Consider the following 24,080-nt stretch of genomic DNA (forward strand, 5'->3'; position numbering starts at 1 on the left):
TCATGACCGTACTTGTCATTGCTGAACACGACCACGGCGCACTGAAGAGCGCCACCCTCAATACCGTGACCGCCGCTGCGGCTTGCGGCGGCGATGTCCATGTGCTGGTGGCCGGGCACAACGCCGGCGGCGCCGCACAAGCCGCTGCGCAAGTCGCTGGCGTCGCCAAGGTGCTGCATGCCGACGGCGCGCAGTTTGCAGAGCAACTCGTGGAGAACATGGCGGCGCAGGTGCTGGCCGTGGCCGGTGGCTACACGCACCTGGTGTTCCCGGCCACCGCGCACGGCAAGAACGTTGCGCCGCGCGTCGCTGCGAAGCTCGATGTGGCCCAGGTGTCCGAAGTCTCGCGCGTCGTGTCGCCCGACACCTTCGAGCGTCCGATCTATGCCGGCAATGCGGTTGCCACCGTGCAATGCGTCGATGCCGTGAAGGTCGTGACCGTGCGCACCACCGGCTTCGATGCAGCGGCAGCCAGCGGTGGCAGCGGCGCCGTCGAGTCTGTCGCGCCTGTTGCCGACACGGGCGCTTCCATCCTCGTGTCCCGCGAGGTGACGAAGAACGATCGGCCCGAACTTACCGCGGCGAAGATCGTGGTCTCGGGCGGCCGTGCACTCGGCTCAAGCGAGAAGTTCAATGAAGTGCTCACGCCGCTGGCCGACAAGCTCGGCGCCGCACTGGGTGCGAGCCGTGCCGCAGTGGATGCAGGCTATGCGCCGAATGACCTGCAAGTCGGCCAGACCGGCAAGGTCGTCGCGCCTTCGCTCTACATCGCGGCCGGCATCAGCGGCGCGATCCAGCACCTGGCCGGCATGAAGGATTCGAAGGTCATCGTTGCGATCAACAAGGATCCGGAAGCGCCGATCTTCAGCGTGGCGGACTACGGCCTCGAAGCGGACCTGTTCGCTGCGGTGCCGGAACTCGCTGGCGCACTCTGATCCGGAGAACGGCCATGGCACTTCTTCGGCAATGCCTTCTCGAAGTACGCGCCGCGGCTGCGGCGCGCGCATCGCAATCAGGGCGCGGGGGCGCTGGACGCGCAGTCATTCGTGCCGAGCCGAAAGTCCCTCATGGGGAACGCGACGCTCATCGCTGCCTTCCGCGAGGTAATTTTCACGTAGACAAGTACCTGCCGTCGGCCTAGACTGCCTCCACCTGTCACATTGAACGCATTCATCGTGTCCATGCACTTGTCGATTTCGAGCTTTCGCACCTTCGTTGCCCTTGAGCAGCGCGGTCGAATCATGTTGGGCAGTTAGCCCGCTCACTTCGCCAGTCGCCCCCTCAAAGGCAACGAGTTCGACTCGTTGCCTTTTTGCATTTTTGGACCTGAATCATGTTCAATCTCAATTCTCTGACGTGGATGTTCCAGCCGCCGCGGGTGAACCCAGGCCAGGCTGACAGCCCATCGTTGTGGCCTGTCGTTTTGGTTTGCTGCGCCTGTGTTGCCGGCTGCGACCTCACGCCAAGCGTCCTCTTCGTGGCGGATGGAAGCCCGGTTCGTCTATTGCAACTGACCGATGCCCAGGGCGAGTGCCCCGCGCCGGGTCGGGTTTGTTTCCTGGCGACTTGGGATGGACAGACAGCCCGTGGCTGCTGGATGCTCAAGGAGGCCAACGTCCGCGTCGTCCTTTCAGATGGAGAGCGAACCGTGCCGGTTGGCGATTTCCGCCCCACTGCATACGCTGAGTATCGGCACGCATCTTTGAACTAGCCATTGCAGGACGGTCCGTCGTCCTCCTGATAGCTACGGCAGAATCCGGCCACACAAGCCGTCGCTCGACGCCTGAGCGCGCCCAGCGGCACTGCTGCGCTTCACAGAAGGACGACCATGCAGAAAAGGACAACATCGCGTCGTGAATTCGTCTCCGGCAGCCTGGCGGTCGCACTGGGAGCGCTGGCGCCGCTCACCTCGAATCTCGCTGCCGAAACCTCCGACGACTGGGTTGTCGTCCCAAAGGGAGAGGAGGGCATTGACAAGACGTCTCTTCAGAAGATCCTGGACGATGCTCGCTCCGTGAGCGCTCTGAAAAGTGTTCTCGTCGTCAAGAATGGCTCCCTCGTCGGGGAGCAATACTACGGAGGCGCTTCGGCTTCCGATCTGCAGAGCGTCAATTCGGTCACGAAGAGCGTTGCCTCGATGCTTGTCGGTAGCGCGATCCAGCAAGGAAAGATCAAGAGCGTCTCGGAGACCGTCGGCAGTCTCCTGCCAGCGGCGGCAGCGAAGGCGCCCGGCGCGGCTTCGCATTCGATCACGCTCGAACAAATCCTCACCGACACCTCGGGTCTGGTCTACGACTATCGAACCCAGATGCGCGCCTTGGAGGCCGCAGACGATCCCGTCGCCTTCGCACTGGGACTTCCAGTCGATACGCAGAAGGCCGGAAAGTGGGTCTACAACGACGCCGCAATTTCCTTGCTTTCTCCCATCCTTGTTCATGCCCAAGGAATGCCTGTCGAGCAACTTGCGCAGCGCGACCTTCTCGGCCCATTGGGCATCGATCGCGTCGAGGGCGCCCGCGACAAGGCAGGGAACTTCATGAGCTACAGAGGCCTTCGGTTGCGCGCCCGAGACCTGGCCAAGATCGCGTGGACGATGGCCAACGACGGTCGATGGGGTGATAAACAGGTCGTGCCGGCGGAATGGGTCAAGAACAGCACGAGCTTTCATGTGCCGACCTCATGGAGCGCAGCGCCCATGCAAAAGACCGGCTATGGCTACCTGTGGTTCACGGGGAGTCTGAGTGGCCACCCAGTGGCTTGGGGCTGGGGTTACGGGGCGCAGTTTGCGCTGATCGTTCCTTCACTTCGACTCGCGGTGACGACTACGGCGACCAACCCCGGCCCTTCTGAGGTGGTTGCACAGAACAATGCCGTGATGACTGTCGTAGGGCGGATCGTCGCGCTTGCCGGATGACCGCTTTGCGTCGGGGCCGTCTCAGTCGTCGTGGTCGTCCCGTTCCCGACGCTCGTGATGCCGATGGCGATAGCCGCCCCTGTACTCTGGTTCGTAGTAGGCCGGCGGGGGGCCGTAGTACACGGGCGCAGGACGGTAATACGCCGGCGGCGGCGGCGGACGGTAGTACACGCGAGGGGGCGGTTCGTAGTAGACCGGCGGAGGTGCGGCGTAGACGGGTGCCGGTGCTTCGTAATACAGAGGCGCGCCGATGCCGATGGACCAATTGACCTCGGCGTTGGCCGAAGCAGCGGCCAGGAGGGAGCCGGCGACCAAGGCAGCCGTTGCAGCCCATTTGAATGCAGAACGATTGAGGCTCACAGTTGCTCTTCCAAGAGGTGGCGAGATGCCGTTCTTGCAGTCAACGCCTCACATGGGCGGGAGGTGCACCTGTTTGACGCTCTGTAACACCTCCAGTGTCCAGAGGCTATCGTCCGCGACCTGATCACCACTCCGGACGGAGCTACCTACTTCGCGGCCGTCACCGGGACCAAAGGCGGAAGCTTCCAGGTGCCGTTCATCGCCGCCTCGCTAGGCCCGTAGATGCGGCCGACCGCGCTGTATTTGCCGTCCGGCGCCGGCAGCCAGTTCGATTCCTTGTCCGGGCCTGGGGATGTGTGACCCACATACAGCGTGAGTCCGCCGTCGGCGTCGCGCTTCAGGCCGGGCGTCCGATCGCCGATCGAATAGCGCTTCAGCGGGTTGGCGTAGAGGAAACGGTCCGGCAGCGTGTAGAGCGTCATGGACCAGAAGAACTTGGCCGGTGGCAACTGGCCCGCCGCGAAGTGAATCGTCGACAGCTTGCTGCCGTCGCCGACATAGCCGCCATACCAGGCCTCCACCAGCGAGTTCCCGTACAGGCCCTTCTGGGCCGCGATCGCACGGGTCATGTAGTCGTTTTTCAGGTCGGCGCGGGTGCCGAACAGCCCGTTCGACGACAGCGTGACCTTGGCCTTCTCGGCGAGTGCCGCCTGCGCGTCCTTGACGCCTTCGTCGATCGCGGCGAGCGTTGCCGGCGGCAGCTTCGAGGCATCGAAAGCTCGGCCCGGGCCGATGCCGATGGTCGAGAAGTGCTTCATCAGATCCACCTCGCTCGCATCCGGCGGCTGGGTGAACTGCAGGAGGAAGTTGAGGTAGCCGATGAAGTCGTGCGAATGCGCCTTGGCTGCATCGTAGGGAGGGAACGACACCGGGGCCGCGGCCGGTGGCGGCGCGGTCTTCATGAAGCTGCTGAGCGGCATCAGCTTCATGCCGGCCTGCACCGCCTTCACCGCTTCGACATCGGACGGGCCGTCGAGCGCCGTGCGCGTCAACGTCATGACGATGTCGGTCTCTGACCGGAACACCTGCTTGATGCCGGGCGGCGTGCTTCCCTTCCAGCCCGGTCCCACGATCAGGAAGTCGCCCGCATCGTTGCCCGTCGCGCGCGAGCCGACATAGGCGAAGTTGTAGGTGAAGAGATCAACCCACTGCTGCACGTAGTAGCGATTGTTCGAAACGGCGGGAACGGACACCACCCAGGGCTCGGCACGCAGGTCGAGCCACGCCCACGAGTACGGCGTGTCGTTGTTGGGCGTGACGACATCATGGTTTTCGGGCGTGTACAGCTCGGCGTAATGACGGAACTTGCCGAAGCCGCCTACGTACTCGCGCGCCTTCGGATCGGCGAGCTGCTTGTACATGGTGTTGTAGTTCTCGAGCATCGCGTAGGCGTAGATGTACGCGTCCTTCGCGGTGGCGCGGACCTCCGCCGCCGGCGGCGATGCCTGCGCAGCCGCAGGATCGATGGCGCACAGCGGCGCACAGAATGCGATGGCCAGAGCGAGCCTGGATTTGAAGATCATGATGTTTTTCCTTCGATCAGGGTGAGGCCTGCTCCACCACCGGCGATTTCCATTGGCCGCTCAACAGCTCGGCCTTGGGCAGGTAGTAGCGCATCGTGAGCATGAACGGCCCCTTGGGCGCCGGCAGCCAGTTGGCTTCCTTGTCCTTGCCGGGCGATTCGTTCTGGATGTAGATCGTGAGTCCTCCATCGGCATCGGTCTTCAGGCCGGGCAGCATGGGGGAGTTGATCAGGTAGCGGTTCAGGTCGTTCTTCACCAGAAGTTGGTCCGGCAATCCGTACATCGTGAGCGACCAGAAGGCATTGACCGGCGGCAGCTGGCCCTTGGCGAAGCGCAGCGTATAGCGGCTCTTGCTGCCGTCCAGAGGCTGCCCGTTGGCGTCCTTCTCGTAGATCGGATAGAGCGCCTCCTCCCTCGAATTCGCCCCGATGCCCACCTGCGCGCCGACGGCGCGATTGAGGTAGTCGTTCTTCAGGTAGGCGCGGGTTCCGAACAGCGTGTCGATCTTGCCGCCGAGCGCCGCGCGGCGCGCATCGATGTCCTTCTGGCCGTCGGCCATGCCCTGTTGCATGGCGACCTTGATGTCGTCGGGGAGCGAAGCCATGTCAATGTGCTTACCGGGCTCGACGCCGATCTTCGCGAAGCGCGCGCGCAGCGCCTTCTCGCTCGGGTGCGTCGGCGCGAACTGCAGCGCGAAGTTCAGCACATTGAAGAACTCCAGCGAGGTCCGCTGCTCCGCCGGGCTGAGCGGCTTGATCCAGTCCGGTTCGGGCGGCGCCGGCGGTGCCGGCTTGCCGAGAAAGGCGGAAAGCGGCTGCACCTTGTAGCCGGCCTGGATCTTCTTGACGTTGTCGAGGTCGGCGGCATCGAAGAGCTGCGTGCGCCCGATGACGTTGATCATCTCCGTCTCGGACCGGATGACCTTCGTGATGCCCTTGGGCACGGTTCCCTTCCAGCGCGGCCCCGCGATGAGGAAGTGGCCGCCGCCGTTGCCGGTCGTGCGTGTGCCCAGGTAGTCGAAGTTGTAGGTGTACAGGTCCATCATCTGGAACACGTAGTACCGATTCTTCTCGATCGCCGGGAGCGTCAGGACGATCGGCTCGGCGCGCAAGTCCAGGCCGAGGAAGGTGTAGGGCGTGTCGGAATTCGGCGTCACGAACGCCTTGTCCTCGGGCGTGAACACGCGCGCGATGTTCAACACCGAGTTGAACGGACCCTTGTACTCAGGATTGCCCTTGGCGATCGAAAACGCGTACATCGTGCGGTAGCTGTCCTCCATCGGGAAGCCATAGATATAAGCGTCCTTGGCAATGGCGCGCGCCTTGGCGGGCGTCGGCAGGGTGGCAGCGGCCGCCGAAGCGGTCTGGACGAAGAGCGAGCCCGCGAAGGCCGCGAAGGCCGCGAAGGCCGTGAGAACGGCCTGCCACGTGTGTCGTCTGTTCATGGGTGACTTTCCAACAGGATGAAGGGCAACCGTCAGGCAGACCCCCCGCAGAATCGCGATCCTCATTTCACGCCCACTTTCTTTCAGGTTTCGCGCGTCCTGGCCGGCGCCCCTGCGGCGCCATGGACCGCAGGAACACGGATTCAGGTTGGATCTTGTGCGTTGCGGACGATGCTGCACATTGGCACATCGGGCAAGCGCGCCTGCACTTTCGGGCAATCGATCGGGCTTGGGCCCGGAGGACACGACCGCGTCGAGCGCGATGCGCCATGATGAGTCGAGCCAGGATCCCGCATGGAACTCTCACACAGGGCTTTGGAGCGACGATCGCTGGGCGTCCGGCAGCTTCGCCCCGATATCCCTGAGTTGGCGCAGCCCTTCGCTCCTCGTGGTCGCGTCGGGGTCGCCGATCACCGGTGTCGACGAACTGGTCGCCGCCGCGCGATCACGGCCCGGGCAGATGAATTTCGGGTCGGAGATCCTGCAGAAGCATTCAAACCCTCGGAAGTGATGACCAGGGAAGGATAGCAACAGGCCCTGCCGCTTATGCGATTCCTCGCTCGCGCCCTTCCCAATAGGGCTTGCGCAGTTCGTTCTTGAGGATCTTGCCCGCCGCGGAAAGCGGCAGCGGATCCTTGCGGAAGTTGTACGAGCGCGGACGCTTGTAGCCCGCGATGAGTTCGGCGCAGTGGGCGTTGAGCGCTTCCTCGTCGATATCGACGCCGTCTCGCAGGCGCAATTCCGCATGCACGGCCTCGCCCCACTGCGCGTGGGGGATGCCGATCACCGCGCACTCCAGCACGGCTGGATGGCGCGAGAGGGCGTTCTCCACTTCGGCGGAATACACGTTCTCGCCGCCCGAAACGATCATGTCCTTCTTGCGGTCGACGATGAAGATGAAGCCCTCTTCGTCCATGTAGGCCGCGTCGCCGCTGCGCAGCCAGCCGCCCTCGATGGCGTCGCGCGTCTGATCCGGCTTGTTCCAGTAGCCCAGCATCACGGTCGGACCGCGCGCGGCGATCTCGCCGACGGTGCCGCGCGGCACTTCGTTCATGTTGTCGTCGACGATGCGGATTTCCGTGGCCGGGCTGGAGCGGCCCGCAGCGCGCAGCAGGCGTGCGTTAGGCCCTTCGAGCGCGTGGAATTCGGGGCGCAGCACCACCACGCCGCCGGCCATCTCGGTCTGGCCGTAGCCCTGGTAGAGCTGGACGTTCGGTAGGCTCTTCATCAAGCGTTGCAGCAGCGCTTCGGAGATGGGGGCGGCGCCGTAGATCATCTTGCGCAGCGAACTCACGTCCGTCGGCACGGCCTGCAGATAGCGGTCGATGAAGTCGATCATCGTCGGCACCATCAGCGTCATGTTCACCTTCTCCGATGCGATCAGGTTGCAGATGAGCGCGGGGTCGAAGCGCGGCGCGATCACCTGTGTTGCGCCTGCCGCCGTGTAGCTCAGCATCGAGCTCATCGCGGCCAGGTGGAACATGGGCGCCACGTGCAGGAACACCGTGTCCTGCTCGTAGGGGCATTCGAGCGCGAAGCTCATCGTGGCCATCGTCAGGTTGTCGTGCGACAGCATCACGCCCTTCGGAAAACCGGTGGTGCCGCCGGTGTACATGATGCAGGCCATGTCGTGGCCCTGTCCCGCGCGATCGGCCAGGGGCGCGTTGTCGGCAATGAGGGCCTCGTACGAGACGAGGCCGGCCTGTGCGTCATCGCCCATGTAGATCGTGCTGCGCGCATCGACGCCGGGCAGCTTGCGCGCCATCTCGACGAAGTCCTGGTCGACCATGAAGAGCGTCGGCGTGCAGTCCTGCAGCGCGTAGGCATGCTCGGCCTGCGCCCAGCGTGTGTTGGCCGGCACCACCACGCAGCCTGCCCACAGGACGGCGAAGACGGATTCGATGTAGCGGTCGCTGTTCGAGGCGAGGACCATCACGCGCTCGCCGGGCGCGACACCCATGGCCGCGATACCGCCTGCGAGGCGTGCGACGCGGTTGGCCGTTTCGGACCAGGTACGGCGGCGGTCGCCGAACACCGTGGCGGCGCGGCGGGGGAAGAGCTGCGCCGTGCGGCGCAGCGTTTGTGTGAGTTGCATGGTTTGTCTCCGTTGTTGTTTGGGAAAAATCGCGGTCAGCCGCCCAGCGCGTCGGCCACGCCGTAGACCTCGAAGCGCGCCTGCACCTCGGCCACGTGATGGCAGAGGATGGCCAGGTCGTAGGTGTTGCCGTCGCGGTCCTTCACGTGCTCGCGCAGCACGGCCTCGGCGCGAAAGCCGAGTTCTTCGAACACGGCGATGGCCGAGCGCTGGTCGACCGTCATCTGCACGTAGAGCTTTTCCAGGCCCAGGCCGAGCGCCAGCGCAAAGCATTCCTGGATGAGGAGGCGGCCGAGGCCGCGTCCGCGCCAGTCGGGCGACACCATCACCCGCAGTTCGGCCACGTGCCGCGACCAGGAGCGCGGGTCGGTGACGACCGCGGTGCAGCCGACCAGCTCACTGTTCGAGCGGGCCGCCAGGCTGGTGATGTTGCCTTCGCCCAGCGCGTCGAGCCATGCGGTGACGACCTTGGGGTGGCTCAGGTCGCGGCGCACGAAGAGCAGGTCGTGTGTCGGCAGCTTCTGCACGAAGCGGGCGATCTCGGGGCCGTCCGAAACCTCGAGCAACTCGACCTCGACGGTCGCGTTGCCGATCAGGTGCTTGCGCGGATAGGCGCGGGATGTGGTGATGTCGTTCATTCGGATCTCCTTCCAAGCCATTGATCGAGTGCCGGCCACATGCGCTTGACCGCATTGGGGCCTGCCACCAGGCTGACGTGTCCGCCGGGCAGCGTGATTTGTTCCTTGTCGAGCGAGCCGGCCTGCGCCACCAGCGGCGCGGCGCATTCGGGCGGCACGAGGTGGTCGTATTGCGCAGTCACGTGCAGCAGCGGCACGGTGATGTTGTGGATGTCGACGGTGCGGCCGCCGACGCGCAGGGTGTTGTTGCAGAGGCGGTTCTTCCAGACCAGGTCCTTGACGGTCTGGCGCAGGTATTCGCCCGCGAGCGGCAGCGTTTCCGCGCCGAAGCGGTCCATCATGCGGTAGCCCTTGACGTACTGGTCGTTCCACATGTTGTCCCACAGGCGCACCTGGGCGGCGACGCGTCCCGCCGGACGTTGCGCCTCGAAGGCGCCCATCACCACGTGCGAGGGCACGTTGCCGAGCGTGTCGACGAGCCGGTCGACGTCGAAGTGGCGCTGGTCGGCCATCGACTGGAAGAGCGTCATTTTCTTCCAGTCGATCGGCGTGGTGAAGCACACCAGGTTCTTCAACGGACCGTCGGTATGCAGCGCGGCATAGATGGTCGACAGCACGCCGCCCATGCAGTAGCCGACCAGCGTGATGTCCTGTTCGCCCGAGTGCGCCTGCACGCGCCGGATGCAATCCGGGATGAAGTCGAGTGTGTAGTCCTCGAACTTGAGGCGCTTCTCGTCGGAGGTCGGCGCATGCCAGTCCATCACGTAGACGTCGTATCCGCGCTGGAGGAGGAACTCGATCAGGCTCTGGCCGGGCGCCAGGTCGAAGATGTAGCTCTTGTTGGTGGTCGCCATGACCATCAACAGCGGCACGCGATACACCTCGGCGCTTTGCGGGTGGTAGTGATACAGGCCCAGCGTGCCGCGGCGGTGCAGCAGGGTGCGGGGCGTGGTCCCGACGGCGGGCGCGGGCGAGCCGAGGTATTCGAGGCCCTTGAAGCTGCGCTGTATGGCGCGGTCGACTTCCGAGCGCAGGCGTTGCGTCAGGGAGGGGTCTTCAGACTTGACGGGTGCGTTCATGGCTCACCCCTTTGCGCGCCGGGTGCGAGGAGGCCGATGTGCCGGCGCGGGCGGCGGCAGCAGCATGTCGAGCTTGTCCTCGATGCGGCGAATGCCCGCGGCAATCGCCTCCACCTCGCTGCGGGTCGGGAGGCCCAGCCGCTCGTACACCCGGGCCATGTTCTTGTCGAACACGTGGTGCGTGCCGAGCGATGCGCGCAGGACGAGCGCGAGCGCCTGCGAAAACTGCTCCGACTCCATGTTGCGCGTGGTGAAGTCGTTGACGCCGCCTTCGAGGCGGTCGATGGTCTGGCGCCACATCGCCAGTGGGTCGAGGAGCTGCTTGGGATTCATGTCGGACTTTCCTTGGGAGACCGCTTCCGTGTGTCACGACCGTGCTCGGTGTGCGCCCCTGTGGATGGCGGTGAGAATTCATGGGGCTTTCGCTGCGCGCATTGCAGACTCGTGGCATGGGGCCAGGTCTGGCGCGCTTCGAGCGCATGGGCTTGCGCCGCCGCGCTACGGCGCAGGAAGGCGCCGGGGACGAGACGCGAATCGAGCAGCCTGCGCGCGGTCTCGTCGCTGGCGGCCGAGAGGCGGCCGAACAGCGCGAGCCAGACGCGCTCGGCCGTGGCCCAGCCGGTCAGTGAGGTCATCAACAGTTCGGCCACGGGCCGGAGCGGCCAGGCCAGACCGTTGCGCGTTGCGTCGGCGACCTCGACGGTGCGGTCCGGCACGGCGGCGCCGTTGAAGGCCTTGTCGAGGGCCGCAGCGATGCGATGCAGCGCGTCGCGCCCTGCATCGATCACCGAATCGAAATTGAGAAAACCGTGGATCTGCCCGGCATAGTGCAGCAGGTCCACCGGCACGTCGGCAGCGCGAAGGCGCGCGGCGTAGTCCAGGCCGTCGTCGCGGATCGGGTCGAAGCCCGCGCTGATGAGCATCGCGGGCGCCAGGCCCTTCAGGTCGGGTTGGCGGCGCGGCGAGAGCCAGGGATCGTCCGCGCCGGGGATTTCGCCGATCTGCGCCGCGATGCCGCGCAGCATGCGTTCGCTGATCAGGTAGCCGTTTGCGTTTTCCGCGAGCGAAGGAAATTCCGCCACCAGGTCGGTGGCCGGGTAGGCGAGCACCTGCAGGCTCAACTTGGGGCCGTTATGGAGGACCGTGTGCTGCGCCACCGCGGCGCAGATGTTGCCGCCGGCCGAATCGCCGCCGATGGCGAGGCGGCTCGCGTCGATGCCCAGGTTGGCGCCGAACTGCGCCACCCAATGGAGGGCTTCGAGAAAGTCTTCGCGGCCGGCCGTCAACGGATGCTCCGGCGCGAGGCGGTAGCGCACCGCGATGACCACGCAATTCGTGGCCAGCGCGATGCTGCGGCAGATCGAATCGCCGGAGTCCAGGCCGCCCACGATGAAGCCGCCGCCGTGGCACCACAGGAAAGCGGGCCGCAGTTGTTTCGAAGGGCCTGCGGAGAAGATCCGCAGTTCGATCGGGCCGCCGGGCCCGGCGATGGTGCGGTGCGTCACCGAGGCCACCCGGGGCCGGCGCCCCAGCGCCAGTGCCATGAGCCGCCACAGCTTGCGTTGCGTCGGCACGGACCGGTTCTCCATGCGGCCCGGCGCCAGGTTGAACCAGCGCAGGAAGGCGCGGACATCGCTGTCCGGCCGTGGCGAGCGCAGGGTCAACGGCATGCCGCGCGTGGCGAGACGAGTCGATTCGTTGTTCATGGAAGAGGATGGCTTGAGGGAGGAGGAGGTCTTCATGCCCGCAGGATGCGCAGGGCTGCGCGACGCCTCACCCCCCGGTGTGGGGGGCGGGCAAATCCGAGTTCACAGACCTCGTCGGCTCAGGGCTCGATGCGCTTCATCTTCGACGTGTCCATGCGCACCATGCCGAAGGCCATGCCGTAGAGCAGATGCCCTTCGGCATCGACCTTGATCGGCGCGTACATGCCGTTGAACATCGGGTTGGTGCCGGTGCGGATGCTCATCACTGTCTTTCCCGTGTCCAGGTCCATGCCGATGTGATGGCGGTCGCCCCAGCGGCCGGCGAAGTAGCCGTCGATGATGGCCATGTGGCTGCCACCGCTGATCATCGGGACGATCGAGATCGACGACACGTCGTTGCGCGACCATTGCTGGGTCCAGGCGTGCTTGCCGTTGTCCCACTTGAAGCCGGCCGCGCCGACCGGGCCGGGGCGCGTGGCGCCGTTGACCAGGTTGACGTAGTAGGGGGCGCGGCTGAGCATCGGCTCCTCCTTGCTCACGATGTTGTTGACCACGAAAGCCTGGTCGCCGTAGATGGCCACCGATTGCTCCGACTGCACGATGTCCAGGCCGGGGCCCATGTCGACCTCGATCTGGTCGGCGACGCGGGACGACTGCGTGCCGGGCCTCTGCTTCCAGCCTGCGGGAATGCCGTCGCGCCAGAACGACACCAGGCGCATCTTCTTCGCGCCGTCGGTGATGACGACCAGCTTGTCGTCCTTGGGACCGAAGCCCATCAGCGTCGGCGTCGAGCCAGTGCCGTCGCCGATCTTCGGCGGGGGCATCTGGATGCCGCGGTCGTATTTCGCGGCCCAGGCGCCGCTGGCCTCGTCGTCGTGGATCTTGCCGTTGGCATCGACCACCAGCCGGTACATGGTCGTGTTGGAGGCCACGTACACGGCGCCGCCCTGGGCCTCCGGCCCGGTGGCGAAGCTGTTCATGAACGACTCGTCGGCGCCAGCGGTGGTGTAGGTATCGATGATCTCGAGCGTGTCGCGGTTGAGCGTGACGACCTTGCCGCCCAGCGTGTTGACGACAAGGTAGCCGTTGAAGGTCATGCCCAGGCCGAAGGACATGTCGCCGGGCAGGTGGGTCTTGGCGCGGGCGCGTTCGTTGTCGAAGAGCGAGGCGGGCAGGGTGGTGAAGCGCGCCGGCTTCATGCCGGAGGCGGGGTTCTTCGGGTCTTGCTGGTCGATGCGGAACACCTGGCGGCCGTTGCAGCCGATGAAGGCATCGTCACGCGTCAGCACTGCGTACACGGCGCCGTTGGCGACCTGGTCGGACGATGCCGTCGCAATGCGGTTGGGTTGCGACGTCACGTAGTCGAGCAGGCCCTTCTCGTCCTTGGCTTCGATGAACTTCTGGATGGCGGCGGCCTGCGCGCGGCGCTCCTCGGCGGTCACGGGCGCGAAGTTGGGCAGCTTCACCGGAATGTCGGTGCGCGCGATCTCGACCAGCTTGCCACCTTCGGTCTTCACCTTGCGCAGGCCGAAGCCCGACCACCACCACTGGATCTCCTGGCCGGCGACGGTGTCGCTCATCGAGGGCAGCCCGACCGATTCGTTCGGGATCAGTTGCACCGACTCGGGCGTGACTTCGAAGGAGCCGCGCGGCACGGCGATGTCGGTGCTGTCGGAGGCGGCATCGTCCCAGTGCGTCTGGTTGTTGTACGACTGCGCGAGGTAGGGGTTGTGCGCCTGGCTGAGCGGCGTGGCGGCCTGGGCCGACATGGCGGCGAGTGCCGAGACGGCCAGGGCCGTTGCAAGACGGAGGTGCTGCTTCACTTTGGATTCCTTGTTTCGTGGTGTGAATGGCGGTAGTCGGAACGCCACCCGTCTCCATGCCGTTGTCTCCAGCCGAGCGAAGTGCGCGCAGGGGAATGGTCGGCGCGCACGCCCTGGCAGCCCCCACCCGCCATGGGTAGCGGAGGGTGCAAAAGGACTAGGGCTTTCCCGCCACCCGAACCGGGTGGATGAGCTTCGTCAGGCGATGGCGCTGGACTCGATCCTGGAACTGCTGCGGTACTTGCCAGGCGAGGCGTTGAACCAGCGCTTGCAGGCCCGGTGAAAGATGCTCTGGTCGGAAAAGCCGAGCAGGTAGGTGGTCTGTGCCAGCGAGACGCTGCGCTGACGCAGGTACTGCTGGGCGAGCTCGCGGCGCGTACTGTCCAGCAATTGCTGGAAGGAGGTTCCTTCGTCCTGCAGTCGCCGCTGCAGGGTTCGCTCGCTCATGCAGAGCGCAACGGCGACATCTTCGCGCTTGGGTTCGCCTTCGGGCAGCCTGCGCACGATCTCGGCGCGCGCGTCATGGGTGATCTTCATGTCGCCGAGCCGTTCGAGCCCTTCGCCGAGGAGGCGTTCGTGCATCTCGGCCAGCATGGGATTGGATGTCGGCAAGGGGCGCAGGAGGTCGGCGTTGTCGAAGATGACGCCGTAGCCCGCTGCATCGAAGCGAAGCGGGCACTGGAACGCATCGGCATAGGGCCGCATGTCTGCGGGTGCAGGCTGTGCGAGGTCCACCCGCTTCGGATGGATCTCGCGCCCCGAGATCCAGCGGCAGAACGCGATGAAGGTCATGAGATCGAATTCGTACCGCTGAGGCGGCACGGGCTGTTCGCCACCGTAGAGCTCGAAGCCGAGCCGGCACTCGTTGCCGGCCGGCTCGATCCTGACCTCGCCCGCCTCCGTCACGATGCGCAGGTAGCGCGCCAGCCGTTCGAGCCCGGCGCGCAGATTGGCGCAGGACATCATCGCGTAGCCCATGACCTCGAAGCTGGCGAGCTGGGCCATGCGCGGCGCCGTCAGCGCGATGGCCGGATTGCCGGAACGCAGCGCAGCCAGGCGCCACAGGCCGCTGACTTTCTCGGTATGAATGCGCGCATCCACTCGGGTGAGGCCGGCCATGTCAATGTCCAGCTCCTTGAACATCGCGTGCACGTCGAGTCCCTCCGATTCGAGCATGTCGACGATGCCGCCGACCCACGCCGCCGAAGTCGTGCGATTCCCGTGATGCCGCATGTCGATGTCTCCACGTTCCGCGTGCTGTATGCCGCAAAGCCAAAAAACTGGCCGCCATTGTCACTGACGGCATTGGCATGGATTTCTACGATACAGCCACACGAGACGAGAGGCACTGCGACGAACACCGATGAAGCCCGCAGCCCCATGTGCTCTCCCGGCCCGCGCATTCGTTCGACCATCCACGCAAAGGACAGCGTTTCATGAGATCCCAGCCCTGGCTCGCCAGCTACCTCGACTACGGCATTCCAGCCGACGTCGACTTCCACGCCCACCGCTCCGTGACGGCCATGCTCGAAGACGCGATGACGCGATTCGCCGGCAAGCCAGCCTTCCGCGCCTTCGGCCAGACCCTGACCTATGCCGACGTGGACCGCCAATCGGCTGCCTTCGCGGCATCGCTCCAGCACGAACTCGGCATCCGCAAGGGCGACCGCGTCGCGGTCATGATGCCCAACCTGCTGGCCTTTCCGATCGCCTTCCTGGGCATCGTGCGCGCCGGGGCGGTGCAGGTCAACGTGAACCCTCTCTACACGGCCCGCGAGCTCGAGCACCAGCTCAACGACTCGGGCAGCGAGGTCATCGTGGTCTTCGATGGCGCCACGCCCACCCTGGCCGAGATCCTGCCCCGGACGCGCATCCGATCGGTGATCACGGTCTCGCGCGGGGACGGCGGCAATGTCGCTCTCCCCGGACCCGCGGTGGACCCACGGATCGGCGAGAGCATCGCCTTCCCGGAGCTGCTTCGGCGGGGATCGACGCTGCAGCGCCGGCCGGTGGCGCTCGACGCGGCCGACCCGCTGTTCCTGCAATACACCGGCGGGACCACCGGCGTCTCGAAGGGTGCCTGCCTGTCGCACGGCAACCTGGTCGCCAACACGCAGCAGTTCAAGGCCTTCATGCCGGACGCGACCCGCGAAGGCGCCGAGGTCGTCGTGACCGCGATTCCGCTCTATCACATCTTCGCGCTCATGGTGAACTTCATCACCTACTTCTCGGTGGGCGCCGAGAACTGGCTCGTCGACAACCCGCGTGACATGAATGCCTTCATCGACGTGCTCAAGGAGGCGCGGCCCACCGTATTCATGGGCGTGAACACGCTCTATGCCGGACTGACGATGAGCCCCCGCCTCGGCGAAGTCGACTTCTCCAGGATGCGGCTGGCGGGCGGCGGCGGGGCGGCGGTTCTGGATGCCACCTCCGCGAAATGGAAGGGCATCACGGGCAGCTTCATCCGCGAGGGCTACGGCCTGTCGGAGACGAGTCCGGTGCTCAGCTTCAACCCGGAGGCGATCCAGCACTTCACGGGCACCACGGGCCTGCCCGTGCCCGGCACGGACATCAAGCTGCTCGACGAGAGCGGCAACGAAGTGCCGATCGGCCAGCCCGGCGAGGTCTGCGCCAAGGGGCCGCAAGTGATGAGCGGCTACTGGAACCAGCCGGAGGCCAATGCCGCCGCCTTCACCGAGGACGGCTACTTCCGCACGGGCGATGTCGGCGAGATCGACGAGCGCGGCTTTCTGCGGATCGTCGACCGCAAGAAGGACATGGTCATCGTTTCGGGCTTCAACGTTTTCCCCAACGAGATCGAGGCCGTGGTCGGAAGCTGCCCCGGTGTCGCCGAATCCGCCTGCATCGGCATCCCGGACGCCAGGACCGGCGAGGCGCTGAAGCTCATCGTCGTCAAGGCGCCAGGCGTCGCGCTGACCGCGGACGAGATTCTTGCGCACTGCCGCTCGAAGCTCACGGCCTACAAGGTGCCCAAGATCGTGAGCTTCACCGAGAGCCTGCCCAAGAGCACGGTCGGCAAGATCCTGCGGCGCGAGCTGCGCGACCTTGCCGCTTCTTGAACCTCCAGGGAGCATCGATCATGACCACGCTTTCGCAGGGCATCGCGACCCAACCCGACGACCTGATCGCCGCCGCCGGCGACATCGCCGGCCGCGCGTTCCGGGCGCCGCTGACTGTGCTCGAACATGAAGCGAACGCCGTGCGCGACCTCGCGCAGGTGATCGCGGGCCGCTCGGATATCGCGCCCGCTCCGGGCGACCGCCGTTTCAGCGGCGAAGGCTGGCAACAGAACCCGTTCCACAAGCGCTACATGCAGGGCTACCTGGCATTGACGAACGCGGTGGGCGGCTTCATCGACGACCTGGGCCTGGAAGCAAAGAAGGCCCAGCGCGCCAAGATGCTCACGGGCCTCATGACCGAGGCCCTGTCACCGAGCAACGGGCTCCTGACCAACCCCGAGGCGCTGAAGAAAACGGTCGCGACCGGCGGCCGCAACCTCATCGACGGGCTAAAGAACTTCGCTGCCGACATGCGGCACAACGACGGCATGCCCGCGCAGGTCGACAAGAGCGCCTTCGAGGTCGGAGGCAACCTGGCCGTGTCGCCCGGGGCAGTCGTGTTCCGCAACGAGGTGCTCGAGCTGATCCAGTACCGGCCTTCGACCGCCAAGGTCCACGCGAGGCCGCTGATGCTCGTGCCGCCGCAGATCAACAAGTTCTACGCCTTCGACCTCGCGCCCGGCAAGAGCATGGTCGAGTTCCTCGTCGCGAGCGGCTTCCAGGTCTTCGCGGTGAGTTGGCGCAACCCGACGCGCGAGCACGCCCACTGGGGCCTGTCGGAGTTCGTGCATGGTCTCGTGGAAGCGCTGGCCGCGGTCAAGGAGATCACCGGCAGCAAGGACGTGAATATCCAGGGCGCCTGCTCGGGCGCAATGACCGTCACTGCGCTGCTGGCGCATCTCGTGGCAAGGAAGGACCGCAGCGTCAAGTCCTTCTCGCAGATGGTCGCGGTGCTGCAGCAGGGCGAGGACTCGCAGCTCGGCCTGTTCGCATCGCCCAGGACGCTGGCCCTGGCCAAGGCCGCGTCAGCCGGCAAGGGCGTGCTCGAGGGCAAGGACATGGGGCGTGTCTTCGCATGGATGCGCCCCAACGACCTGGTGTGGAACTACTGGGTCAACAACTACCTGATGGGTAATGCACCGCCGGCCTTCGACGTGCTCTACTGGAACAACGACACGACCCGGCTGCCGGCCAAGTTTCACGCCGAGATCCTCGATGCGGTCGGCAAGGGCAGCTTCGCCGAGCCCGGCGCGCTGAACGTCGCGGGCACGCCGATCGACATCTCGAAGATCACCGTGGACCGCTATGCCGTCGCAGGGATCACCGACCACATCACGCCCTGGCGCGACTGCTATCGCACGGCGCACATGCCGGGCGGCAAGGTGACCATGGTGGTTTCCTCCAGCGGACACATCCAGAGCCTCATCAATCCCCCGGGAAACGCGAAGGCCAAGTACTTCGTCAACGAGGAAGCGCCGAGCGATCCCGATGATTGGCTGGACGGTGCAACCTCCCTGGCGGGCTCTTGGTGGACTCACTGGCGTGAATGGCTTGCCGCGCGCTCGGGCCGTCTGAAGAAGGCGCCGACAGAGTTGGGCAGCGCCGAGCATCCAGCCGGCGAAGCCGCACCAGGGACCTATGTGCACGAAACGAATGGCTGACTCGACCAGGGCCCGAGCCGCCACGAAGCGCGGCGCGTTCCGTTCAAGACTTCGTCACTGCGGCCGCGGGCTGAGGAGAAAACCTAAGCAAGCGTGATCTACTTCACGCCAAAAACCTACTGTGCCGTAGTTTTGTCATGTGGGCTTCTTAGCCTCGCATCGATGAACCACCCGAACTCTCGTCAGCGCCGCCGCCTGCTTCAGGCTGCGGCTGGAACCGCCATGCTGGGCGCCTTTGCAGTTGTGCCGGCAATGGCTGTCGCCCCATCACCCGGACCGCGGGTCACGCAGTTGCTTGATATGTCGCCCGACCAGCAGGAGTTGTCGCGCGACTATGCGACCGGCATCCGCCTCGCGTTTGCCGAACTCAGGAAGGCCAACCTTCCCGCACCGCAGCTCTACACCGTCGAGACGGACGGTACGCCCCTCGCGGCCCGAAACGCAGTCCAGCTCGTCAAGAACGACCCAGCCCAGGTGGCCTTGCTGGGAACGGTGGGCGAGGGGCTGGCGCTGGCCACCCTGAGTGAAGCCAGCCAAGCCAGGCTGGACATCGCCCACGTCGCGCCCTGGCTTGCCGATTCGCAGTTCGACGGCGATGCGCGCCTGTTCAGCCTCTTCGCTTCGAGGGAAGACCAGATTCGCTATGTGCTCAGGAACCTCGCCAATCTCGGCGTCTCGGAGCTCGGCATGGTGTACCCCAACCCCGCCCACGCCGAAGCCCTTCGAGCGGGCACCGAGGCGATCGGCGAGAGGCTGAAGATCAAGGTTCGCAGCCTGGTCATTCCTGTCGGGCAGGATCCGGCGGTCTTCGCGTCGAAGGTGCGTGCGGACGCGCCTTTCTTCCTGGTCTTCATGGGGGAGGGCATCGAGCTTGCACAGTTCACCCGTGGCCTGAGCGGGCGCGGCGTGCAGCGCTACGTCGTGTGCCTCGCCGACGTGGACAGCAACACCTTCATGCAATTGAACCCCGGGAAGTCGGTCCCCATCATCTTCACGCAGGTCGTGCCCAACCCGCACTCCAGCAAGGTAGCGGTGGTGAGGGCCTATCGCGATGCGCTTGCGCGCCTGTTCGATGAGCCGCCATCGCCGATCAGTCTCGCTGGTTACCTGGCCGGCCGTTACGCCGCTCAGGTGATCGCGGGTGCGGGGCCCAATCCGACGCGGTCGAAGGTGCTTTCGGAGTTTCAGCGACGCAAGCCCGTCGAGCTGGATGGATGGCGCGTCGAGTACATGAACGGATCGCGTGCGAGCAGCTTCGTCAGTCAGACGCTGCTGAACACGCAAGGAGCGTTCATCGGCTGAGATGGCGTCCTGTCGGTTGCAATCTGCCGTGGCAGCCACTTAGACTCACCGTCTCAACGCCACGGCCGCCCCCGCCGCTTCCCGGCAGGGCCGCAATGCGGGCCGCAAGTTGCAGTGAACGCGTTCACAAACAAGGGGATGCCGATGCGCAAGTTCGCCGCGAAGCCAGCATCCAGCCGGCGATCGACGACGGGCACGTCTGCCATCGGCGCGGCTCCCTTCATTGCATCCAAACGAGGCTCCGGCAAGGCGTTGGAGCCTGCGGTTCAACGGGACATGGAGCGACACTTCGGCCACGATTTCTCGGCGGTCCGCGTGCATGCGGAGGGCACCGCTGCAGATGGCGCTCGCGCACTCGGCGCACTGGCCTACACAGTCGGTTCCGACGTTGTCTTTGCGCCCGGAGAGTACCAACCTCGGAAGGCTGCCGGCGTGCAACTGCTCGCCCACGAACTGACCCATGTCGTGCAGCAAAGTCGTGGCGGCTCACCGCCCGGCCGAGCGCAGGAGCAAGATGCCGAAGCCGCAAGTCGGGCAGTGAGTTCAGGCATCAAGGCGCGTGTGCAGGCACCAAGCGGGATCGGGTTCGCAGCCCAGCCCACTTCGCCTGTTCCTGATCCAGACGAATACATACCGATCACGGGCGCGCCCGAGCACAAGCCACTGCCGGAGACGACGCCGGAGGTGTTGGGCAGAACGGACTTGGACGAGATCCTGACGACCAATACGAGGCTCCGAGCGCGCGTCGAGAATGTGGCAAAGGAACTCGACATCGACCCCGGGCTCCTGGCTGCCGAGCTCTTGGCCGAGGAGGGAGCCTCCGTATGGTCGGGTACATCCGGCACGGTGCCATCGGAGAAGCTCGGGCTCGACGATTGGTTCGGAAAGGGCGAGAAGCCTCAACTCAAGAGCGTCATCGCAGCACATCCTGGTCTTGGACTGAAGTACGACGATGTCAAAGCCACCGGAGAAAGCTGGGACACGTCGACCGAGAAGAAGGGGGGCGCGCTGAAACCGCGAGGACGGTTGGATGCCGACAAGGCCGTCGCTGCCTTCGGCGTCTACTTGAAGATGCAGGAAAAGGTGCTGCGCGGCGCCATACAGTCAAGGGCCTCCGCATTGCGTAACTCTGCCGTCCGATCGCTGGATGATTTGACCCCGGAGCAGCGGCTAACCGTTCTCAGGGTGGGGCTGAACGCGGGCGTGGGCGTCGCGCTGGACCTTTTCTTGCGCCTCTCGAAGGGTGGAGATATCCCACGCTCCGGCAAGACGACCCGCGACGCGACCAACGCATCGCGGACGGCGGTACTCCATATGGCGCGGGCCATTCATCTTGCCCAGGCGATCTTTGGCCGCTCGCCGAGCGACTACAGACCTCCTGCGGTACCGATAACCAACAGGGAGGCAGCCGTGATCTTCGATCATCCGGAACTCAAGAAGCTTCCGGACTACATCGTCCCCCACCACTACTAGGGAAATCCCGAATCCGGCAGAACGGCTTTCCATAGCCTGCAACCGACACTCACACGACTTGTCGTAGCGCAGTTGGGCCCTGCGCCGCAGAGCGACAAGAAATCTCCTTTGAAATCAAGCACTTGGGCGGACCGACGCCCACCGCCGGCAGTGGCATGACGGTTGCTCTTGCTTGCGGGACACCCCAGCTTAGCCAAGGAGACAACTGATGAAGACGCCCAACGCGACACTTTCGCCGCCCGCCGTATCGACAACCCACAAGGGCTTTTGGCCCGAGGGTTGGTGGAAGCTCATGGAGTTCCGTATCGGCATCATTCCACTGCCGATCTACGTGTTGGCGGGCGCGCTCATCGCGGGCCTCGTTGCCACCGGCAAACTGCCCAACGAGATTTCGCTTGCGATTGTGATGTTCGCCTTCTTCGGCTTCACGCTGGCCGAGATCGGCAAGCGGATTCCGGTGATCCGCAACATCGGCGCCGCGGCCATATTCGCCACTTTCATCCCGTCGGCACTCGTCTACTACCAGGTGCTGCCGGACCAGATCGTGAAGGTCACGACCGACTTCACCAAGGTCAGCAACTTCCTCTACCTGTTCATTGCGTCCATCATCGTCGGAAGCATCCTGAGCATGGACCGGCAGGTGCTGATCAAGGGCTTCCTGAAGATCTTCGTACCCCTTGCGGCGGGCACGGTTGCCGCAGGCGCGGTGGGCACGGCCGTGGGTACGGCGCTCGGACTGGGCGCGCACCACACCTTCTTCTTCATCGTCGTGCCGATCATGGCCGGCGGCGTCGGGGAGGGTGCCATCCCCCTGTCGATCGGCTATGCCGAGATCCTCCACCAGGACCAGGGCGCCCTGTTTGCGACGGTGCTTCCCCCCGTCATGCTCGGCAGCCTGACCGCCATCATCCTGGCGGGCACCTTGAACTTCGTGGGCAAGCGCTACCCGCACCTCACCGGCGAAGGCCGCCTTCAACCCGGCGAGCATGACGACATGGACACGTCGAGGGAGGAGATCACCGGCCACATGGACGTGACGCACATTGCCGCCGCCGGCATCACCGCATTGACGCTGTATCTCGTAGGCATCATGTGCCACCGCCTCTTCGGCCTGCCCGCGCCGGTCGCGATGCTGTTCATCGCAGTCATCGTGAAGCTGACGCAAGCGGTCTCGCCGCAACTGCAGGAAGGCGCATTCGTGGTCTACAAGTTCTTCTCGACGGCCGTGACCTACCCGCTGCTGTTTGCCATTGGCGTGTCGCTGACGCCATGGGACAAGCTGATCGCCGCCTTCAACCTGCCGACCATCATCACCATCGTGGCGACGGTGGTGACGCTGATGTCGGTCGGGGCGGTCGTCGGCAAGCTCATGAGGATGTACCCCATCGAGGCCGCCATCGTGAACGCATGCCACAGCGGCCAGGGCGGCACGGGCGACGTGGCCATCCTGACGGCGGCGAACCGCATGACGCTGATGCCGTTCGCGCAGATCGCAACCCGCATCGGCGGCGCGATCACCGTGACGGTCGTGCTGATCGTCCTCGCGCGCATCTCCTAGCGCACGACCTCCGGCGCGCATCCTGGCGCGCACCTTCCAGTCAGTCGGTACCTGACGCGCCTTCCCAGGCGCGCCACGCTTTTCCTCTATTTCCCTCTTTGTTTCTATGGAGTCGTCATGCAAGTTACAGGTATGTTGCACGGAGCCAAAATGCTCCAGTTCGTCGGGTTCCCGACGACCGAGGTCCTGGGGCCAAGCGCCAGCGAGGAAGAGATCAAGGCGATGCTCGACAAGCACAAGCTGATCTTCATCAAGCCGGTGTTCAAGGGCGGCGTCGGCAAGAAGGGCAAGGCCGGCCTGATCGGCAAGGCGAAGGACCTGAAGACTGCGCTGGCCGAAAAGGAGCGCCTCTACTTCGTCGAGCACCGCGTCGGCAACGTCGTCTCCAAGGCCAATGGCGTGACCTTCGAAGCCGGCGTGCCGGCCGAGCACGAGATCTATTTCTCGATCACCGACTCCACGCATTTCCGCGCGCCGACGATGACGCTCACGCATCACGGCGGCATGGACATCGAGGAGCTCGACAAGACGCAGATCGTGCAGATTCCCTTCGATCCGCTGACCGGCCTCAAGGCCTTCGTGGTCGCCAATGCACTGTCGGCGCTCGGTGCGCCCAAGCAGATCATCTCGCCGCTGGTGCAGCAGTTGCCCAAGCTGTGGGAGCTGTATCACGACTTCGGCATGACCACGCTGGAGCTCAACCCGATCCGCATGCGCGAGGACAAGAAGGGCCGTCTCACGCCAATCGCCTGCGACTTCAAGTGCGGCTTCGACCGCGACGATCCGCGCTGGCAACGCCTCAACCTGCCGAACAGCCTTTTCGCGGTCGACTACTCCGATTTCGAGCAGGAGATCAATCAGCTGCGCACCTACCAGGGCCAAAGCGATGTGTACGTGATCAACTCGCGCGGCACCATCCTCGCGCCCACGTTCGGCGGCGGCGCCAACTCGCTGGTCACGCAAATGCTGGGCGACCAGGCCATCATCTCTTCGGACTTCGGCGGCAACCCACCCTACGAGAAGATGAAGGAGGTGGCTCGCATCTGCTTCAAGCACTGGATCAAGCAGACCAACGTGCTGTTCATCATCGGCGGCAAGTCGAACAACACCGACATCTTCGAAACCTTCCGCGCCATGGCCGACGCGCTGCGCGAGCACTTCAGCCAGCATGGACCGACGCCCCTGTATGTGGTGATCGGCCGTGGCGGACCCAACCTGGTTCGAGGCATGGGCGCGATGCGCGACACGCTCGACGCGCTCGGCGTGCCCTACAACTTCTTCGGCTTCGATTCGGACATGAGTGAAGTGGTGCAGTACGCCAGGCAGATCGACGAATGGATGAAGGCAGGCGGACGCGAGCAGATCGCCGCCCGCCTCGGCATGAACGCGCTGCAAGCCGCCTGACCGCAACCCCCAACACT

General features: G+C 65.1%; 18 protein-coding genes. 8 read left to right on the forward strand and 10 right to left on the reverse strand.

Features of this window, described 5'->3' with window-relative positions; genetic code table 11:
- Window positions 1-2 precede the first annotated feature (2 nt).
- Together AC1DN9_RS11285 and AC1DN9_RS11290 are read left to right on the forward strand one after the other, a co-directional pair.
- Complete coding sequence (locus AC1DN9_RS11285) at window positions 3-935, forward strand: electron transfer flavoprotein subunit alpha/FixB family protein (protein ID WP_478100097.1); 933 nt, start codon at window positions 3-5, stop codon at window positions 933-935.
- An 893-nt stretch (window positions 936-1,828) separates the two neighbouring features.
- Window positions 1,829-2,914 (forward strand): serine hydrolase domain-containing protein, encoded by a 1,086-nt coding sequence (locus AC1DN9_RS11290; RefSeq protein WP_478100099.1) that lies wholly within the window; start codon window positions 1,829-1,831, stop codon window positions 2,912-2,914.
- Between the two features lie 21 nt (window positions 2,915-2,935).
- Here the strand turns inward: AC1DN9_RS11290 and AC1DN9_RS11295 are convergent, their stop codons facing one another.
- The 10 genes from AC1DN9_RS11295 to AC1DN9_RS11340 all read right to left on the reverse strand — a co-directional run bounded on the left by AC1DN9_RS11295 (window position 2,936) and on the right by AC1DN9_RS11340 (window position 14,815).
- Complete coding sequence (locus AC1DN9_RS11295; RefSeq protein WP_478100101.1) at window positions 2,936-3,229, reverse strand: hypothetical protein; 294 nt, start codon at window positions 3,227-3,229, stop codon at window positions 2,936-2,938.
- Between the two features lie 191 nt (window positions 3,230-3,420).
- Window positions 3,421-4,797 (reverse strand): DUF1254 domain-containing protein, encoded by a 1,377-nt coding sequence (locus AC1DN9_RS11300; protein WP_478100103.1) that lies wholly within the window; start codon window positions 4,795-4,797, stop codon window positions 3,421-3,423.
- A 16-nt stretch (window positions 4,798-4,813) separates the two neighbouring features.
- Window positions 4,814-6,241, reverse strand: a complete 1,428-nt coding sequence (locus AC1DN9_RS11305) for a DUF1254 domain-containing protein (protein WP_478100104.1) — start codon at window positions 6,239-6,241, stop codon at window positions 4,814-4,816.
- Between the two features lie 544 nt (window positions 6,242-6,785).
- Window positions 6,786-8,336: a long-chain-fatty-acid--CoA ligase gene (locus AC1DN9_RS11310; protein WP_478100106.1), complete on the reverse strand. Its 1,551-nt coding sequence runs from the start codon at window positions 8,334-8,336 to the stop codon at window positions 6,786-6,788.
- A 35-nt stretch (window positions 8,337-8,371) separates the two neighbouring features.
- Window positions 8,372-8,974 carry an N-acetyltransferase family protein gene (locus tag AC1DN9_RS11315; RefSeq protein ID WP_478100107.1) on the reverse strand — a complete coding sequence of 201 codons (603 nt, stop codon included), beginning with the start codon at window positions 8,972-8,974 and terminating at the stop codon, window positions 8,372-8,374.
- Window positions 8,971-10,053 (reverse strand): alpha/beta fold hydrolase, encoded by a 1,083-nt coding sequence (locus AC1DN9_RS11320; RefSeq protein ID WP_478100109.1) that lies wholly within the window; start codon window positions 10,051-10,053, stop codon window positions 8,971-8,973. Before AC1DN9_RS11320 ends, AC1DN9_RS11315 begins: the two co-directional genes overlap by 4 nt.
- A 3-nt stretch (window positions 10,054-10,056) precedes the next feature.
- Window positions 10,057-10,386 carry a hypothetical protein gene (locus tag AC1DN9_RS11325; RefSeq protein ID WP_478100111.1) on the reverse strand — a complete coding sequence of 110 codons (330 nt, stop codon included), beginning with the start codon at window positions 10,384-10,386 and terminating at the stop codon, window positions 10,057-10,059.
- Entirely contained in the window at window positions 10,383-11,795 is a 1,413-nt protein-coding gene (locus tag AC1DN9_RS11330; protein ID WP_478100112.1) for an alpha/beta hydrolase, read from the reverse strand. Before AC1DN9_RS11330 ends, AC1DN9_RS11325 begins: the two co-directional genes overlap by 4 nt.
- Window positions 11,796-11,878: 83 nt before the next feature.
- Entirely contained in the window at window positions 11,879-13,582 is a 1,704-nt protein-coding gene (locus AC1DN9_RS11335; RefSeq protein ID WP_478100114.1) for a hypothetical protein, read from the reverse strand.
- A gap of 198 nt (window positions 13,583-13,780) precedes the next feature.
- Window positions 13,781-14,815: an AraC family transcriptional regulator gene (locus AC1DN9_RS11340; protein ID WP_478100116.1), complete on the reverse strand. Its 1,035-nt coding sequence runs from the start codon at window positions 14,813-14,815 to the stop codon at window positions 13,781-13,783.
- A 203-nt stretch (window positions 14,816-15,018) separates the two neighbouring features.
- Here AC1DN9_RS11340 and AC1DN9_RS11345 point away from each other — a divergent pair, with 203 nt between their 5' ends.
- The 6 genes from AC1DN9_RS11345 (at window position 15,019) to AC1DN9_RS11370 (ending at window position 24,063) form a co-directional block, all read left to right on the forward strand.
- On the forward strand, window positions 15,019-16,665 hold the full coding sequence (locus AC1DN9_RS11345) for an AMP-binding protein (protein WP_478100118.1): 1,647 nt from the start codon (window positions 15,019-15,021) through the stop codon (window positions 16,663-16,665).
- Between the two features lie 20 nt (window positions 16,666-16,685).
- Entirely contained in the window at window positions 16,686-18,326 is a 1,641-nt protein-coding gene (locus tag AC1DN9_RS11350; RefSeq protein ID WP_478100120.1) for an alpha/beta fold hydrolase, read from the forward strand.
- Window positions 18,327-18,488: 162 nt separating this feature from the next.
- Window positions 18,489-19,628: an ABC transporter substrate-binding protein gene (locus tag AC1DN9_RS11355; protein WP_478100122.1), complete on the forward strand. Its 1,140-nt coding sequence runs from the start codon at window positions 18,489-18,491 to the stop codon at window positions 19,626-19,628.
- A 144-nt stretch (window positions 19,629-19,772) separates the two neighbouring features.
- Window positions 19,773-21,101, forward strand: coding sequence for an eCIS core domain-containing protein (locus AC1DN9_RS11360; protein ID WP_478100124.1), 1,329 nt, complete (start codon window positions 19,773-19,775; stop codon window positions 21,099-21,101).
- A gap of 208 nt (window positions 21,102-21,309) precedes the next feature.
- Window positions 21,310-22,659: a 2-hydroxycarboxylate transporter family protein gene (locus AC1DN9_RS11365; protein WP_478100126.1), complete on the forward strand. Its 1,350-nt coding sequence runs from the start codon at window positions 21,310-21,312 to the stop codon at window positions 22,657-22,659.
- A 117-nt stretch (window positions 22,660-22,776) separates the two neighbouring features.
- A complete protein-coding gene (locus AC1DN9_RS11370; protein ID WP_478100128.1) occupies window positions 22,777-24,063 on the forward strand; it encodes an ATP citrate lyase citrate-binding domain-containing protein in 1,287 nt (428 codons plus the stop codon).
- Window positions 24,064-24,080: the final 17 nt, after the last annotated feature.

It is taken from the genome of Variovorax sp. 05L425, assembly GCF_056397705.1.

Bases quoted from the DNA above. Each gene is read 5' to 3' on its own strand.
- AC1DN9_RS11285 (WP_478100097.1), top strand. From the start codon at position 3: ATGACCGTACTTGTCATTGCTGAACACGACCACGGCGCACTGAAGAGC.
- AC1DN9_RS11290 (WP_478100099.1), top strand. From the start codon at position 1,829: ATGCAGAAAAGGACAACATCGCGTCGTGAATTCGTCTCCGGCAGCCTG.
- AC1DN9_RS11300 (WP_478100103.1), bottom strand. From the start codon at position 4,797: ATGATCTTCAAATCCAGGCTCGCTCTGGCCATCGCATTCTGTGCGCCG.
- AC1DN9_RS11305 (WP_478100104.1), bottom strand. From the start codon at position 6,241: ATGAACAGACGACACACGTGGCAGGCCGTTCTCACGGCCTTCGCGGCC.
- AC1DN9_RS11310 (WP_478100106.1), bottom strand. From the start codon at position 8,336: ATGCAACTCACACAAACGCTGCGCCGCACGGCGCAGCTCTTCCCCCGC.
- AC1DN9_RS11315 (WP_478100107.1), bottom strand. From the start codon at position 8,974: ATGAACGACATCACCACATCCCGCGCCTATCCGCGCAAGCACCTGATC.
- AC1DN9_RS11320 (WP_478100109.1), bottom strand. From the start codon at position 10,053: ATGAACGCACCCGTCAAGTCTGAAGACCCCTCCCTGACGCAACGCCTG.
- AC1DN9_RS11325 (WP_478100111.1), bottom strand. From the start codon at position 10,386: ATGAATCCCAAGCAGCTCCTCGACCCACTGGCGATGTGGCGCCAGACC.
- AC1DN9_RS11330 (WP_478100112.1), bottom strand. From the start codon at position 11,795: ATGAAGACCTCCTCCTCCCTCAAGCCATCCTCTTCCATGAACAACGAA.
- AC1DN9_RS11340 (WP_478100116.1), bottom strand. From the start codon at position 14,815: ATGCGGCATCACGGGAATCGCACGACTTCGGCGGCGTGGGTCGGCGGC.
- AC1DN9_RS11345 (WP_478100118.1), top strand. From the start codon at position 15,019: ATGAGATCCCAGCCCTGGCTCGCCAGCTACCTCGACTACGGCATTCCA.
- AC1DN9_RS11350 (WP_478100120.1), top strand. From the start codon at position 16,686: ATGACCACGCTTTCGCAGGGCATCGCGACCCAACCCGACGACCTGATC.
- AC1DN9_RS11355 (WP_478100122.1), top strand. From the start codon at position 18,489: ATGAACCACCCGAACTCTCGTCAGCGCCGCCGCCTGCTTCAGGCTGCG.
- AC1DN9_RS11360 (WP_478100124.1), top strand. From the start codon at position 19,773: ATGCGCAAGTTCGCCGCGAAGCCAGCATCCAGCCGGCGATCGACGACG.
- AC1DN9_RS11365 (WP_478100126.1), top strand. From the start codon at position 21,310: ATGAAGACGCCCAACGCGACACTTTCGCCGCCCGCCGTATCGACAACC.
- AC1DN9_RS11370 (WP_478100128.1), top strand. From the start codon at position 22,777: ATGCAAGTTACAGGTATGTTGCACGGAGCCAAAATGCTCCAGTTCGTC.